The organism is Fibrobacter succinogenes, from assembly GCF_902779965.1.
In the GTDB taxonomy this organism is placed as follows: domain Bacteria; phylum Fibrobacterota; class Fibrobacteria; order Fibrobacterales; family Fibrobacteraceae; genus Fibrobacter; species Fibrobacter succinogenes_F.
Genome location: NZ_CACZDK010000006.1, coordinates 23,847 through 39,185, shown reverse-complemented (window position 1 = coordinate 39,185; position 15,339 = coordinate 23,847). Strand labels below are relative to the sequence as shown.

Here is a 15,339-nt window from a genome sequence, read left to right as displayed (position 1 = left end):
ATCAACAATTAAAGAGTGGCGAGGAACTTTCTTGCCTTGTCAGAGAGACCGCGGTTGTCGCCATAGACATGGAGCAACTTTTCAGCCGTAGCCTTAGCCTTGTCGCTTGCTCCGAGCTGCTGGTACACGAGAGTGAGCTTCCACATGGCGTCAGCAACCATCGGGACCTCGTCAGCCGGTTCGTCCTTCTGGAAGCGGTCTTCCTTGTCGCCAGTGCGCTTGCCGTATTCAGCAATGTACTTTTCGAGGAAGTTTGCGGCAGCAGAGAAGTCGCCCTTTTCCATCTTTACAGCGGCAAGACCGTGCATGGCAGCCGAACGCACGAGAGCAACGGAACCCGCATTGTCAAGAGTGGTCTGGAAAAGGAGTGCTGCACCATCGTAGTCCTTCTTTTCGAACTTGATGTTACCGGCGAAGAGAGCGGCCTTAGCAAGAGCAAGGCCTTCGAGCTTGCCAGAAGCAATCTTGTTTTCGAATTCAACGAGGGCGCTATCCTTTTCACCAGCATAGAGGTAAGTAAGACCCATGCCAATGAGTTCGCTCTGTTCAGCAGCAGCAACCTTGCGAGCTTCCTTATACTGCACAATGCCTGCAACAAGAGCAAAGAGAACGACGAATGCCACAACAATCTTCGTACCATGCTGGACAAAGAATGCTCTAAGAGATTGGTTATTATTAGATTCGTTAGCCATAGTTAAGCTTCCATGTTAAAAATTTTCTCGTAGACCAATCATAGAAAAAAAAATAAAGGTTGTCAGTAAATCTTGACAAGAATTAATCGTTTTACTATCTTTGTTCTCGCTTCGCCGCTCTAGCTCAGCTGGTAGAGCAGCTGATTCGTAATCAGCAGGTCGGCAGTTCAAATCTGCTGGGCGGCTCGAAAGACTCCTCGGATATAAGTCCGGGGAGTTTTTCTTTTGGTTGTAGTAAAAGCATCACGAGCTTCGCTCGTCTTCAAAAAGTGGCGAAGCCACAATTATTCACCTACCCCTAAAACCTAAAAGTAAGATTTTCAGCAAAAACGAACGACTTGCGAAACGCGCCCTAAATAACTAAATTTGTCGCTCTATGAATCCGAATGGCGCAATTATTGTACAAAGTAACCTCGAAATCATGGTCGAGGTCGATAATCCAAATTATACCACCGCACGTGATGCAATCGCCCCTTTTACAGAGCTTGTCAAAAGCCCGGAGCACTTGCACACTTATAAGATTTCTCATTTGAGCTTGTGGAACGCAGCCGCAACAGGCCTGCGCGCTCCCGAAGTTCTTGAAAGACTCGAGAGCCAAAGCCGCTACCCCATACCGCCGTCAGTCGTTACCGAAATCGAAGACTACATGGCCCGCTACGGCCTGCTTCGTTTAAAGAAAGAAGACGGCCGCTTGATGATGGAATCTGATGATAAATTAATGTTCCTCGAAATTTGCAAGCTGAGGGATGTGGAACCGTTCATCATCGAATACATCGACGACACGCATGTTGTTGTGGACCCGGAACGCCGCGGCCACTTGAAGATGGTCCTTACAAACTCTGGCTTCCCGGTTGAAGACTTGGCCGGTTACACCGTTGGCGACCCGCTCCCGATTAGACTCCGCGAAACAACAGTTTCCGGAAAGCCGTTCTACCTCCGCGATTACCAGAAGGATGCCGCACAAGTGTTCTACGCGAGCGGTAGCGAAAAGGGCGGCTCCGGCGTAATCGTCCTCCCTTGCGGTTCCGGTAAGACTGTGATTGGCCTTGCCACCATGGCTTTGGTACAAACTAAAACTTTAATTTTGACTCCGAACATTTCGTCTTCCCGCCAATGGATCCGCGAAATCTGCGACAAGACAAATCTCACGCTCGACCAGGTCAAGGAATACTCCGGCGAAGTGAAGGAAATCGGTCCGGTGACGGTTGCCACCTATCAAATCTTGACGCAACGCAAGCGCACCAAGAAGGGCGACGAAAACAAGGAAGGCAAGGAACCAGAAATGACCGAAGAAGAGGTCAAGAAGGAACTTGCAAACTTCCCGCTCTTTAGCCAAGAAAAGTGGGGTCTCATGATTTACGACGAAGTCCACTTGCTCCCGGCTCCGGTGTTCCGCTTGAGTACCGAAATGCAGGCCACTCGCCGCTTGGGCCTTACGGCAACGCTCGTCCGTGAAGACCATAAAGAAACTGAAGTGTTCAGCTTGATTGGACCCAAGAAGTTCGACATTCCGTGGCGCATCTTGGAAGCCCAAGGCTGGATTGCAACCGCCGACTGCAACGAAATCCGCATCCCGATGGATCCGGAACTCAAGATGAAGTACGCCCTTGCCCCCGTGCGCGACAAGATTACGCTAGCAAGCACGAACCCCGAAAAGACGGACATCGTCGAACGTTTGCTCAAGTATTTCAGCAAGCCAGACGACCGCGTGCTCATCATCGGCCAGTACATCGACCAGCTCGAAGCGCTTTCCGAAGACTTGCAGATCCCGCTGATTACCGGCAAGACACCGAACAAGGAACGTGAAAAGCTTTACGGCGCATTCCGTTCTGGCGCACAAAAGAACCTCATGGTCTCGAAGGTCGGTAACTTCGCTATCGACTTGCCGGATGCCAACGTGCTTATCCAGATTTCCGGTACATTCGGAAGCCGCCAGGAAGAAGCCCAGCGCCTCGGCCGCGTGTTGCGTCCGAAGAGCGATGGCGGTGCCGCACACTTCTACAGCATCGTGACGCAAGATTCCAAGGAACAGGAATTCGCGATGAACCGCCAGCTGTTCCTCACGGAACAGGGCTATGCCTATAAAATCATCAAGCGCGGCGACTGGGACATTCTTATGAGGACGCCCGAGGAACTCGCTGCAAGATCGTAGTCCCGTTATAAGCGTCATCTAGCGACGTTCTCGACCCACTCGCCGTATTTATATACGGCTTCGGGGTCTGCGGCCTTGCTATACTCGCTTCTAACTTCGACTATTATGCAAGCATTCTCGCTACTCTCGACTTCTACGTCATTCCTTTTCAAGGCTTGACTGGGGCGCCTCGGTAATCAGAATGCAAGCATTCTCGCTACTCTCGGCTTCTACGTCATTCCTTTTCAAGGCTTGACTGGGGCGCCTCGGTAATCAGAATGCAAGCATTCTCGCTACTCTCGGCTTCTACGTCATTCTGAGTGGCGAATAGCCGCGAAGAATCCAGTCAAGTCTCACAAAAAAGACTCCGCTTTCGCGAAGCCTTTTTTGCATTTTCACAATTGCGAACTATAAAAGCCGACCTTACTTCACAGCAATTCGTGCCGTACGCACCATGCCGACACTTTCTACGCGCACCAGATAATGGCCCCTGTTCAAATGAGCGAGACTAATGCTCTTTGTGCCATTCACAGGTTCCGCAAACGTTTCGACCAGATGGCCGGTCAAGTCGAACACTTGCACAAGCACCATCGAAGATGTCGGCACAGCAACCGTCAGCGCATTATTCGCATAGCCGAACTTCACACCGCTCGTCGCCACCGTCACAACCTTAGTGGTCATTTCGCTCGAAGAGGATTCGACCATTTCGCTAGAGCTGGACTGCACAGCAGAGCTGCTGGACTTCGCGGAACTTGAAGATGCCGCCTCCGAGCTCGAAGATGCCACAACGCTGGAGCTTGACTGCACGGCAGAGCTGCTGGATTTCGCGGAACTTGAAGATGTCGCCTCCGAACTCGAAGACCCTACAACGCTAGAGCTGGACTGCTTTGCAGAACTGCTAGAAGGCAGGACCTCTGCAGAGCTTGAAGAAGCAACCTCTGAGCTCGAAGATGCCACAACGCTAGAGCTGGACTGCACGGCAGAGCTGCTGGACTTCGCGGAACTTGAAGATGTCGCCTCTGAGCTCGAAGATGCCGCAACGCTAGAGCTGCTCAATTCACGCACAACATTAATCTTGCCCGTTACAGTCTTTGTTTCTCCATAATAGTCCGTCAGTTCGAACCAATAAACGTATTCATAGGCCGCCATTTCAGGATCCACAGTTCCATAAATCTTAACTTGCTTTTTTTCTTTATCTTGTTCCACTTTCAAATCAGCAAGGATTTTTTTACCATTAATAAGTTTCACATGGTTGTACTGATAAACTATCGGAACAATCTCTTGGCCAGCAACAACCGTTTGATTATCGCTACCTTCAATAACATCGAACGACATAATCCCAGCTGCTACATTAATCGTCGCCTTTGCACTCGCATTGTTGTCGGCACCAGTGACTTTAAGCACAACTTCATACGGGCCCTTAGCATTTTCTTCAACCAGCCCTGTAATAGTCACCGTATTACCATCTTTTTTAAGCCCGAAACCACCCGGGAAATTCGCAAGCTCACAATTAGAGCCATGTTCTACCTTGAAAACAATCGGCTTGATAGAATCGCCGGCAGTCAGCGACTGCGTTTCATTTTCAATGACATATACCTTCGTCTCTACAGACTTATGAATCACATCAACGTTTGCAAAAGCAGTATCATTGTTATTTTCACCAATTGCAATAATTCTTATCGTGTATAATCCACCCTTCAAATTCTACAGTTCCACTGCACGTGAGCTTATTTCCTTCTACACTATACGCAAACGATCCTTTTAACGATCCTTCGAACTTAAATGAAGATAAACTTTCATCGACATGAACATTTGCAAACTCGAACACGACAGGCTCAATCTCATTGCCCGCCAGGACTTCCTGTCTTGCTTTTTCACTAACAAGTTTTATTGATGTGCGAGCCTTGCCACTTTTCACAACAATCGTTCCCGACATGCTCTTTTCATCGCCTTGGTCGTTCTTAACAGTGACTTTGTATTCATAATCACCAGACATTACATCGCTATTTACAGAGCCGACAATCATGATTTTATGTTTTTTTTCATCAATATTCTTTACAAGTCCAGACGGGAGTCCACTCACGCTATAACTTGTTATTCCCTCGTAATCGAAAACGATAGGTGTAATAGACTTACCCGCAGTAACTTCCTGATTCACGTCACCGCTACTTTTATTCCATTTTAAAGACAACGTTTCTTCTTTTTCCAGCACAGTGAACTTGAACTCAGTCTTGGCGTGCTTGCCTTCATTGTCCTGGACGACGATAAATGCATTGTACGTACCAGCGGGAATATCATCTCTCATCTCTCCCGCAATTTCACATCTAGAGCCCACCCACCTTTTCGACAATCCAAAATTTTCCAAAAAGTTCGTCGATGAATATTCTGGAACAACATTTTCGGCAAGGCCAGTATTTTCATATAGAATCGTAATCGGCTTAATTTCATCGCCAGCATACACGGTCTGGGTAAGTACCCCTGACAGAACCTGTTGCGTGATCTTTTCCGAAGCTACGTAAGTTTCAGCGGCATTTGCTACCGCAAAGAACAAGGCAAAAGCCAACGCCATGATTTTTTTCATATAGCCCTCCTATCTCCTCTATACACAACCCAAAACAAAAAGTGGGTCACCCTTTGGGCAGTAAATATAAAAAAGTATCATAAGATGCTCGCCCCGATTACTTCGACAGGCGGTGGTTCACGTGCGCCTCGACGACGTTCACCACGTAGTCCCCCAGCTTTTCGCAGTCGTTAATGATATCCATGTAATGTACACCAATCTGATAGCTATAACGTTGGGCATTGATATCTTCGACGTTCTTTTCCTTGAGCGTCTTGCGGAAATCGTTAATCAGGTATTCAAACTTCAACGCATCTGGAGCATTTGCCAAAGGAACATCTTCAACAACAGCCACCATGTGCGCAAGTGCATCGTTACAGAGTTTAATCATCTGGTCAATGTGGCTATACTGTTCTTCGGTAAAGTCTTCTTCGCCTTGGAACTTTCGACGAATGACACGAGCCATATTGAAACAGGCATCGCCAATACTTTCAATTTCAGAAATTTCCTTCATCATGGACTGGAGAGCCATTTTACTAGCCGGGCTCAACCGACCCGCCGACACCTGGTTCAGGTAATTTGCGATTTCGACTTCAAAACTATCGCTAATAGATTCGTACTTTTCAATATGTTCAAAAAGCTTATTGAATTCATTTTCATCTTTTATTTTTAAAAGATCCGGCACCATGTGGAACATTTTTTCGGTCTTTTCCACAAACAAACTAATTTCCTGACGAGCTTCGAACAGCGAAAGTTCTGCAGTGCTCATAAGGCCTGCACTGATAAACTGAATCTTGAAATCCTCGCCATCGTCCTTGTCCTTGATAATCTTGCAGATGAGCTTTTCCATCGGCTTGATGAACCAAATCAAAAGGAGCACGTTGCAAAGGTTGAATGCCGTATGGAATCCGGAAAGCGCATACGTCACACGAACGCTCGCCTGGGCGATTTCTTCTTGAGTTTGCGGCACAAATGTCGGATCGAAGCCAACCACATGGCAAACCATATTCACGAACGGGTTAAATACAATGAGAATCCACACCACGCCGAACACGTTAAAGAGCATGTGAGCCAAAGCCGCGCGCCTAGCCTGCGTACTTGCCGAAAGAGCCGCCAAGTTCGAAGTCACCGTCGTACCGATGTTTTCACCCATCACAAGTGCAATGCCCTGGTAAATCGGGAGCACGCCGCTACTGCAAAGGATAAGCGTAATGGCCATGATGGCTGCCGAAGACTGCACGCACATCGTGAGGATGCCGCCGAGCAAGAGGAACAAAAGCGTACTGAAAATGCCCCAGCCACCCGTCGAGGCAAAGAAGTCGATAATCGTCTGGTTGTGCGACAAATCCATCGCCACGGCGTTTTCGCGGAGCGTCGTAAGGCCGAGGAACATAAAGGCAAAACCGAAAACAAATTCACCAAAGCTCTTCACGCTATTTTTGCGGACATACGTGAGCACGATTCCAAGCCCAAAGAACGGCCAAACAACGCTGCTCATGTTGAACTGGAATCCGAAAATCGACATGATCCACGCGGTCGCTGTCGTACCGATGTTTGCGCCCATAATCACGGGGATAGCCTGTTTCAGCGTCAAGAGTCCCGCGTTCACAAAGCTCACGGTCATCACAGTCGTTGCCGTCGAAGACTGCACGGCGGCGGTCACGAACGTACCGGTCAAAAGTCCGCCCACGCGATGCTTTGTCATAGTCCCAAGAACAGTACGGAGGTGTCCACCGGTAAGTTTCTGCAAGCCTTCACTCATCGTCTTCATGCCGAACATGAGGAGAGCAAGGCAACCTATCATTTTTAAAATAGCGAGTATCATACGACCTTAGTTGTTTTATAAGATTTAAAATCAATTCTGACTTCGGTGCCGAATCCGACAGTCGATTTCAGATGTATTGCAGCATGATGGACTTCGGCAATGTGCTTGACAATGGAGAGTCCAAGGCCCGTGCCGCCAGTTTCCTTGGAACGGCTCTTGTCCACGCGGTAGAACCGTTCGAATATGCGGGACTGGCATTCTTCAGGAATTCCAATGCCCGTATCTTTCACGACAATGGCGTTTTCTTCAACGACGACAACGACCTTTCCGCCTTGTTCCGTGTAGCGGATGGAGTTGTCCACCAAGTTGAAAATCATTTCGAAAAGCAATTTCGAATTTCCTGTAATTTCGGAATTGCGGTTGCCGTCAAGCGAAAGCTGGATATTTTTCTTGTTCGCATTCAGCATCAAGCCTTCGATACAGCTCTGAGCCAGATTCCAAAGGTTGATTTCTTCGTTGAGGTCCAAAGGTTCGCTTTCACGGTCATTGAGCTTGGAAAGTGTAATGATATCGTTGGCAATCGACTGGAGGCGTTTCGCTTCCTTGTGAATCTTGCCTGCAAAAATCTTGACGTCTTCGGGTTTCGCCATGCCGCTTTCAATCAGTTCCGCATAGCCCGAAATGGAGGTCAGCGGAGTCTTCAGTTCGTGCGAAGCGTTCGCAGTAAACTCATCCTTCAAGTGCGAGATTTTCTGCTTTTCGTTCGAAAGCTGCTCAATCGTCAATTGCAATTCGAGATCCTGCTTGCGGATAGTATTGACGAGCGGCTCAATTTCCTTGTACACGTTCTCGATATTCATCCATTCGGGAGTGCCTAACTGGTCCACGAGCTTCCGAAGCGGGCTGATAAACGCACGGCTAAGCCCAATCGCAATCAGAATCGCCGCCGCGACAACCGCCGCAAACAAGGCAATCAGGTAAGGCATCGTCTTTGAATAGGCTTGCTGCAAATTCGCCTGACGCATCCCCAAGCGCAAGACATTGCCGTCTTTCAGTCGCTTTGCAAAATAAAACGCCTTGGCCTGCAAGGTAGAAGAATAGCGGAGGTCTTCGCCAAAGCCCTTTTCCATCGCATCGAATACTTCTTCGCGATTGTAATGGTTTTCCATTTCGGCGGCTTTCGCATCGCTATCGTAAATGATTTTACCGGTCGAATCGATCAACGTGATTCGCAAGTCGGCACTAGCAAACCGTGCCAAATTTTGCGGTTTGCTTTCGAGCGATTCGTCAATGTAGGCAGTTTCGATCAACCGCAGGTTTTCACGCAAGTGGACCTTGAGCTGGTCCGCCATTTCGTCTTCGAAGACTCGCACCGTAAAAAATACAGCCAAGAGGGCGGCAATGACACCCATATAAATCAAGCTGTATCGTATACGGTCTTTCATTGCGCTTTATACCCGACGTTACGTATAGTTTGAATGATTGACCCTTGCTCGCCCAGTTTTTGTCGGAGCGTCTTAATGTGCATATCGACGGTCCGCGTGTCCATCTTGAAATCGATACCCCAGATTTTTTCCAAAATCTGTTGCCTTGAATAGACAACCCCCGGGTGCGACAAGAGCAATTTCAGAAGTTCGTATTCCTTGTACGTCAATTCCACATTGTCGCCGCCAGCCACCACGGTGTGTTTTGCCTCATCGAGCGTAACGCCATCCAGCGAAATAACTTTCGATTCTTCGGCTTCAAGATTTATACTCGATCGACGGAGCAACGCCTTGACACGCGAAACAAACTCCAAAATGCCAAAGGGTTTTGCAATATAGTCATCGGCCCCCAAATCAAGGCCCTTGACCTTGTCCAGCTCGGAGCCCTTGGCCGTCAGCATGATGACCGGGACGATCCTAGTGCTTTCCTGAGCACGGAGACGCTTTAAAATGCTAAGACCGTCTTCGCCGGGGAGCATAATGTCCAAAATGAACAAATCCGGAACGCAGACTTTGACCTCTTCATCCAGCTTTTTAGCACAATCGAATGCACTAACTTCAAAGCCACTGCTCCTAAGTGCATAGGCTTCCATTTCGCGGATTTCAAGATCGTCTTCTACAATGTATATCATACCTAAAATATACGATTTTAGCAAATATCAAGATAAAAAGTCCATCGAAGGAATGCAATGGCAAAAGCAAAGACTTCGCAAAGGTTTTATTTGCACTTTACACAGATTTTACAAACGGAAGACGCCCAGTCGAGGCCGGACATGACAACGAAAAAGCCGGCACTAAGGCCGGCATGATAATCATCTTCGTCATCCTCACGAAGGTGAGGACCTAGCGCAATTACACAGAGAGTCTTCTGTTGGCGTGGGCTTCGACCACGTTCACAATGTAGTCGCCCAGCTTTTCGCAGTCGTTCACAATATCCATGTAATGAACTCCAATCTGGTAGCTGTACTTCTGCGATTCAATATCCGCCACGTTCTTTTCCTTGAGGAGCTTGCGGTAATCGTTGATTTCGTTCTCGAAATTCAGCGTGCGGTTCACATCGATTTGCGGGACATCGTTCAAAACGCCGATCATGTGCGTCATAGCGTTGTCGCAGAGTTGCATCAAATGCTTGATGTGTTCGAGCTGGTCTTGCGTAAATTCGCCCTTGCACCTGAACTTGCGATTGATAGCACGAGCCATGTTGTAGCAAGCGTCGCCCATGCTCTCGATTTCAGAAATTTCCTTAAGCATGCACTGCAAAGCGGTCTTACTTTCCGGGCTCAAGCGGCCCTCGCCCACCTTGTTCAGGTAATCGCCAATTTCGATTTCCATGTTGTCGCTGATGCCTTCGTACTTTTCGATGCGGGCGAAGAGCTTCACAAAATCGTTCTCGTTCTTCATGGCCAAAAGGTCCGGCACAAAGTGGAACATCTTCTGCGTACGCACGGCAAACAAGCTGATTTCCTTGCGGGCTTCGAGGAGCGAAAGTTCAGGCGTACCCATCAAGCCAGAGCTAATGAAGTGCAAGCGGGAGTCTTCTTCTTCATCGGAATTCTTCGGCTTGATCACGCGGCACACGAACTTTTCGATGTACTTGATGAACCAAATCTGGAGGAACGTGTTAGAGACGTTGAATGCGGAGTGGAACGTGGCGAGCACCACGGAAATCTTCGCGAGGTTAGCGGCATAGCCTTCGTCGCCCGGACGGATGCCAAGATCAAAGCCGACCACATGGCAAACGGCGCCGAGGAACCACTTGAGCACAATCACCACCCAAATCACACCGATAACGTTAATCGTGAAGTGAGCGAGAGCGGCACGGCGGGCCTGCGTATTGGCCGAGAGTGCCACAATGTTTGCCGTAATCGTCGTACCGATGTTTTCGCCAAGCACAAGCATAATGCCCTGGTCAATATGCAAAACGCCGGTTGAGCAAAGAATCATCGTAATGGCCATGATAGCAGCGGAAGACTGCACGCAAAGCGTAAGCACCGTACCCATCACAAGGAAGAACAGCGAATTGAAGAAGTTCGGATCGCTAAAGCGGGCAAAGAAAGCACTGATCGAAGCGCTTGCCGCCGGGTCCTGCACCACAGCAAAGCCAGTTTCCTTAAGTGTCGTAAGGCCCAAAAAGAGGAATCCAACACCGAACAGGAAATCGCCCACAACGCGTTTCTTGTTCATGTACACAAGGATAATGCCGATGAAAAACGCCGGGTAGACAAAGTTTGCGATGTTGAACGAGAATCCAAGGCTCATGATCCATGCAGTCACGGTCGTACCGATGTGGGCACCGAGAATAATCGAAATCGCCTGCATGAGCGTTAAAAGCCCCGCATTTACAAAAGAGACCGTCATCAACGTGGTGGCGGTCGAACTCTGCACAGAGGCAGTCACAAACATACCGGTGAGCATACCCGTAAAACGGTTCGTGGTCATCGTGCCGAGAACATGTCTCAGCTGCGGACCAGCCATTTTCTGCAAGGCTTCGCTCATCGACTTCATGCCGAACATGAGGAGAGCCAAGCAACCCAACATTTTAAGAGCCATCCAGGCCATATAGTTTTATTCCTATGTTGCGCCACTACCGGATCATCGTCGCTGCCGTTCAGCTAGTTCGGACTCATGGCGGTGAATTGTTATTTGTAAAACAAATGTAAAGTATATAAAGACGATGTAAAATATAGAAAAAGCAATGTAAAATTCGCGGTCAAAAAACAAGAGAGCCCCGGTCGTGTTGAACCGGGGACAACGAGTTTGTGGTTAGTGGTTAGTGATTAGTGGTTAGTAGACTGTAGGAAGTTGGAAGTAGACAGTAATTACTTCGCCCTTCGGGCTAGTTAATAGTTAGGAGTTACTAGAGATTGCTGTATAAACATTTCTAGTAACTTGGAACTCTTAACTCAACTTCAGTAACTAGCAACTCGGAACTTAGAACTCACCTTACAGTCACAATTTTTGACAGCGAGCCACTGCGGACGATGTATTGACCAGTACGCGGAACAGTCAAGCGAACCTCAGCCCCAAGCACGCGAGCCGATGTGACCTTGCGACCGCGCAAATCGAACACTGCCACCGCATGATTTTCAGGAAGCCCCGTCACGGAGATATTCCTATCCGAAACAGCAACGCGCATCGAAGGCAACAGCTTCAAAACGTAGTTCGGCTCTACAGCAACCGTACCACCTTCACCACCCGAACTTGAGGAATCCGCAAACACGACCGTTTCTTTATAGCCTACGACATACGGTTCATCCGAATCCCCAAACGAATCCTTCATGGACGATTCTGCGCAGCCTGTTGTCGTATCATGCTTGAGCACCGGCAAGCAGCCCTTGTCCATCCAATAATTTTGCGAAAAGCCGTCCAAAGCCTGCACCATAGATGCATACTTCATTTTTTCAAAGCTCATCGGCAACATATTATCGTTTTGGAAAGTCACATTACCCGGCTTTTCCACATAAGCAGGATAGTTCATGTTAGAACCATAAGCAATATCGCCCACAATATTATCGCCCTGAATTTCATAAACCACATTAGCAACATTTTTCCCGGACAGAGCATCTTCATAGCTATACAAATCGCCCACTGTCGAGGTATCTAGCATTGCAATAATGCCCGCCGACACTGATTTCTGAGCATCATTTTTTACAGTTCCTCTATTATAGTCCCTCACCAATGAAAGCCCCTTGCCCTTACCGACAAGCCCTGCGGCATACGCCTCATTCACAGATTCCTTAACAGTCACAGGACCATAGTTAAAGTTTTCCGCGACACCAGTCACCGCAACATGAACATCCTTAGCATAAGCGATATATCCATTTGCAAATCCAATCAAGCCACCGACATAGGCACGTTTCCCGGACAACGCATGCACGCGTCCCCAGTTACCGCTATTTTCGACCCTCGTAGAATCCATGTTTCCAACAAGTCCGCCAACCGAAAGCGATCCCGATTTAGAAGCACCTTCGACCAATCCCGTATTTATCATCTCATGTACACCAGCATTCAGGCCGTAGCCGACAATGCCACCGCCCGAGACAGCCCCTTCTCCAGAGGCAATCACCATGCCCGTATTATACCCCTTGCTCACCAACGCCGGAGAAGAAAGAAGCCTATAAGCGTACCCGACAATGCCCCCTGCAAGGCGCCCGTAAACACGTCCCGTATTGCTCACATTTTGCAGCACACCGTAGGAATCTCCAGCAATACCACCGGCAATATTTGAAGATATGACTGTCGTATTCTCATTCTTGGAATTCAGCAAAACACCGTAATCATTTAAGCCTTCATTGTAAGCCACAATGCCACCGACAGCATCACCACCTTGCACAAGGCTATTGCGAACCGTCACGTTTCTAATGCAGCTCCCATTCTTGATGGCAACTGCCGCCGCAGACATTCCATAATCATTTGCGAAACGGCTATTAGCAATCGTCATGTTTTCAATAACGGCACCATCGGCCACGCAATAGAACATCGCTCTCGTCATGTTCAAGCCGTAAACAGTATGGCCTTGACCGTCAAACTTCATGTTAATGCATTGACCGCTCGTATCGATAGACATCTTGCGCATCGAGAGGTGTGTAGAATCTTCGCCCATCACAATATCGTTTGCAAGTTTGACCTTGAACGTTTTGTCGCCAAAAGACGAACCTATCTCTAACAAAGTTGCAAGTTCATTTGCTGTCTTTATAGTGTAAACCGCCGTATCGTTCACGACTTCAACAGACGGGAGTGCATACTTTTGCGTATCGAAGAAAATCGAATCATTTTTATATAAACTATCAAATGTCAAAACTGGGTATCCACCACGGCGCACCCACAATTTGCGGTCTGCCACTTCACCATTTTTCGTGTTTAACATAGCGAGCATTTCATCGCTTTGCAATTCCGCAGTTGTTTTCTTGCAATCCGGGTCTTTTTCCGTTTCAAAATAATTTTTGCCATACGACTTTACATCAGCAAGAGTCTTGTCAAAATAAGTATTGACCGGCACAGCGGTTTCAAGCGAATAACCGACCACGCCACCCGCGGTATCGCCCACAAGTTCCGAAGTGGCGCTATACGCATTAGAAATATAAGACGTCGAGTAACTATTCAAGCCAACGATACCGCCCACAAAGCTTCCGCCATATTTGAGCTTGCCTTTTGCCAAAAGTTTACCACGGTTGTAAACATCACTGAAAATAACCACATTGCTATAACCTGCGATACCGCCTACATTCAAATTTTCGGACACACTTGACGTATCCGCAACAACGCCAGTCACAGCTCCGTAATTAAAAGACCGTAAGAACTTCGGTTCATTTCCAACGTATCCTTCCATCCAGCCCATAAGGCCACCGACATGCGTGCGGAAAGTTCCCCCACCATAGACACCACCACGATTTTTAATCTTATCAAAGCCACTAGAATATGCAGTCATTCGCGCCTGGCCAATAACGCCACCCACAAAAGTTTTCGTCAACTTGCCAAAACCATGTGCCACAACAGAACCGCGATTAAGCGCATTTAAAATAGTCGTCCTGTCAGCGTTACCCACAATGCCGCCGACCGAGAACTGACCATTTTCAATTTTGTTATCGAAAACAGCAAGAATATCACCTTCGTTCAAGAAATCTCGATTATCACCCGATAATCTGCTAGGCAAGCTATGGATACCGACGATGCCACCCACAGAAGAATAAGCCACCCAATCCGAAGTCGCCTGCTCCAATGAAAAATCAACCTTCGATGTTACATTGCCGTAGTTCTGAAGATTCTGGATATTTCCATAAACAATTCCCGCGATACCGCCGACATAAGTCAAACGGAACGGAGATTCTATTTCGATGGTTCCGCGATTTATGCAATTTCCTATAGCAATTCCCGTTCTCACATCAGAATAACCAACAATACCACCGATATAAACCGAGGAATATAAAGCATCCCCTTGTACCGAATTTTCTTTTATAGGATTCTTGGAATAATAGACCCGTGCAGAATTCGAACAACCCAAAATCTGTCCAAGAGAATTCCCTGCAATACCACCAATGTAATTGCTGCCACCAACTGAACCGCCAACAACATTGCTATTAATGATAAACGGTGTATTAGAAGCGTTTACAAAAGCAGCAATGCCACCAGCATCAAAAGCAGCACGGACATCTGTGGCAACAACATTCACATTCCATATTTTACCAATCAATTCATCTACAATTGGCGCAGATCGGTAAACAGAATCGCTACCAAACAAGCCATGAACCACACTAACATCATGGACAGAGCCTGCACTGATGCCAATAGTCTTGAACAAACTATTTTCAGCGTTCAAACCGTAAATGGAATGGCCACGACCATCAAAATCTCCCGTAAACAACGACTGATTCTCATTGCGATACCATCTTTTTTCGCAAACCTTAGAGGTATCTGCACCGAATACGATGTCATTTTTCAAGTAAGCCTTGAGAGATTCGTCACCGCCTTTATTGACCAGCACGGAATCCAAAAAGCCAATCAATTCTTCAGGAGATGTAATCTCGTAATAATTCGATTCACCATCTTTGACAACCTTCGGGATTGCAGCAGAGCCACCCCACGCCGCCATTGAAACTTGAGCCAAAGCGGCCACCATAAAAGCTACGGCCGAATAAATATTTCGGGACATACAAACTCCTTCCAAAGCATTTTGAATACAATATACAAAATACGCTTCAGACAAAATA

Annotated in this window: 9 protein-coding genes and 1 tRNA gene; 2 read left to right on the top strand and 8 right to left on the bottom strand. The window is 47.7% G+C overall.

Annotated elements, in window-relative coordinates:
* Nucleotides 1–8: 8 nt before the first annotated feature.
* Nucleotides 9–692, bottom strand: a complete 684-nt coding sequence (locus HUF13_RS04325) for a tetratricopeptide repeat protein (RefSeq protein WP_173473976.1) — start codon at nucleotides 690–692, stop codon at nucleotides 9–11.
* Nucleotides 693–805: 113 nt separating this feature from the next.
* On the opposite strand from HUF13_RS04325, the gene HUF13_RS04320 reads away from it, so the two are divergent.
* Together HUF13_RS04320 and HUF13_RS04315 are read left to right on the top strand one after the other, a co-directional pair.
* Nucleotides 806–878, top strand: a tRNA-Thr gene (locus HUF13_RS04320).
* 190 nt (nucleotides 879–1,068) lie between these two features.
* A complete protein-coding gene (locus HUF13_RS04315; RefSeq protein WP_173473975.1) occupies nucleotides 1,069–2,844 on the top strand; it encodes a DNA repair helicase XPB in 1,776 nt (591 codons plus the stop codon).
* 402 nt (nucleotides 2,845–3,246) lie between these two features.
* Here HUF13_RS04315 and HUF13_RS17250 read toward each other — a convergent pair whose 3' ends face one another.
* The 7 genes from HUF13_RS17250 to HUF13_RS04285 all read right to left on the bottom strand — a co-directional run bounded on the left by HUF13_RS17250 (nucleotide 3,247) and on the right by HUF13_RS04285 (nucleotide 15,281).
* Entirely contained in the window at nucleotides 3,247–4,524 is a 1,278-nt protein-coding gene (locus tag HUF13_RS17250) for a T9SS type A sorting domain-containing protein (RefSeq protein WP_304038805.1), read from the bottom strand.
* Nucleotides 4,481–5,404: a hypothetical protein gene (locus HUF13_RS04310; protein WP_304038804.1), complete on the bottom strand. Its 924-nt coding sequence runs from the start codon at nucleotides 5,402–5,404 to the stop codon at nucleotides 4,481–4,483. Before HUF13_RS04310 ends, HUF13_RS17250 begins: the two co-directional genes overlap by 44 nt.
* Before the next feature lie 97 nt (nucleotides 5,405–5,501).
* A complete protein-coding gene (locus tag HUF13_RS04305) occupies nucleotides 5,502–7,208 on the bottom strand; it encodes a Na/Pi cotransporter family protein (RefSeq protein ID WP_173473974.1) in 1,707 nt (568 codons plus the stop codon).
* The gene (locus HUF13_RS04300; protein WP_173473973.1) at nucleotides 7,205–8,593 is read right to left on the bottom strand and encodes an ATP-binding protein; all 1,389 of its coding nucleotides are present in this window, start codon (nucleotides 8,591–8,593) and stop codon (nucleotides 7,205–7,207) included. The genes HUF13_RS04305 and HUF13_RS04300 overlap by 4 nt, the downstream gene beginning before the upstream one ends.
* A complete protein-coding gene (locus HUF13_RS04295) occupies nucleotides 8,590–9,264 on the bottom strand; it encodes a winged helix-turn-helix domain-containing protein (protein ID WP_173473972.1) in 675 nt (224 codons plus the stop codon). The genes HUF13_RS04300 and HUF13_RS04295 overlap by 4 nt, the downstream gene beginning before the upstream one ends.
* 220 nt (nucleotides 9,265–9,484) lie before the next feature.
* A complete protein-coding gene (locus tag HUF13_RS04290) occupies nucleotides 9,485–11,191 on the bottom strand; it encodes a Na/Pi cotransporter family protein (RefSeq protein WP_073423376.1) in 1,707 nt (568 codons plus the stop codon).
* 379 nt (nucleotides 11,192–11,570) lie between these two features.
* A complete protein-coding gene (locus HUF13_RS04285) occupies nucleotides 11,571–15,281 on the bottom strand; it encodes a peptidase A26 (protein WP_173473971.1) in 3,711 nt (1,236 codons plus the stop codon).
* Nucleotides 15,282–15,339: the final 58 nt, after the last annotated feature.

Coding starts and splice junctions, on each gene's coding strand:
- HUF13_RS04325 (WP_173473976.1), bottom strand. CDS start 692: ATGGCTAACGAATCTAATAATAACCAATCTCTTAGAGCATTCTTTGTC.
- HUF13_RS04315 (WP_173473975.1), top strand. CDS start 1,069: ATGAATCCGAATGGCGCAATTATTGTACAAAGTAACCTCGAAATCATG.
- HUF13_RS04310 (WP_304038804.1), bottom strand. CDS start 5,404: ATGAAAAAAATCATGGCGTTGGCTTTTGCCTTGTTCTTTGCGGTAGCA.
- HUF13_RS04305 (WP_173473974.1), bottom strand. CDS start 7,208: ATGATACTCGCTATTTTAAAAATGATAGGTTGCCTTGCTCTCCTCATG.
- HUF13_RS04300 (WP_173473973.1), bottom strand. CDS start 8,593: ATGAAAGACCGTATACGATACAGCTTGATTTATATGGGTGTCATTGCC.
- HUF13_RS04295 (WP_173473972.1), bottom strand. CDS start 9,264: ATGATATACATTGTAGAAGACGATCTTGAAATCCGCGAAATGGAAGCC.
- HUF13_RS04290 (WP_073423376.1), bottom strand. CDS start 11,191: ATGGCCTGGATGGCTCTTAAAATGTTGGGTTGCTTGGCTCTCCTCATG.
- HUF13_RS04285 (WP_173473971.1), bottom strand. CDS start 15,281: ATGTCCCGAAATATTTATTCGGCCGTAGCTTTTATGGTGGCCGCTTTG.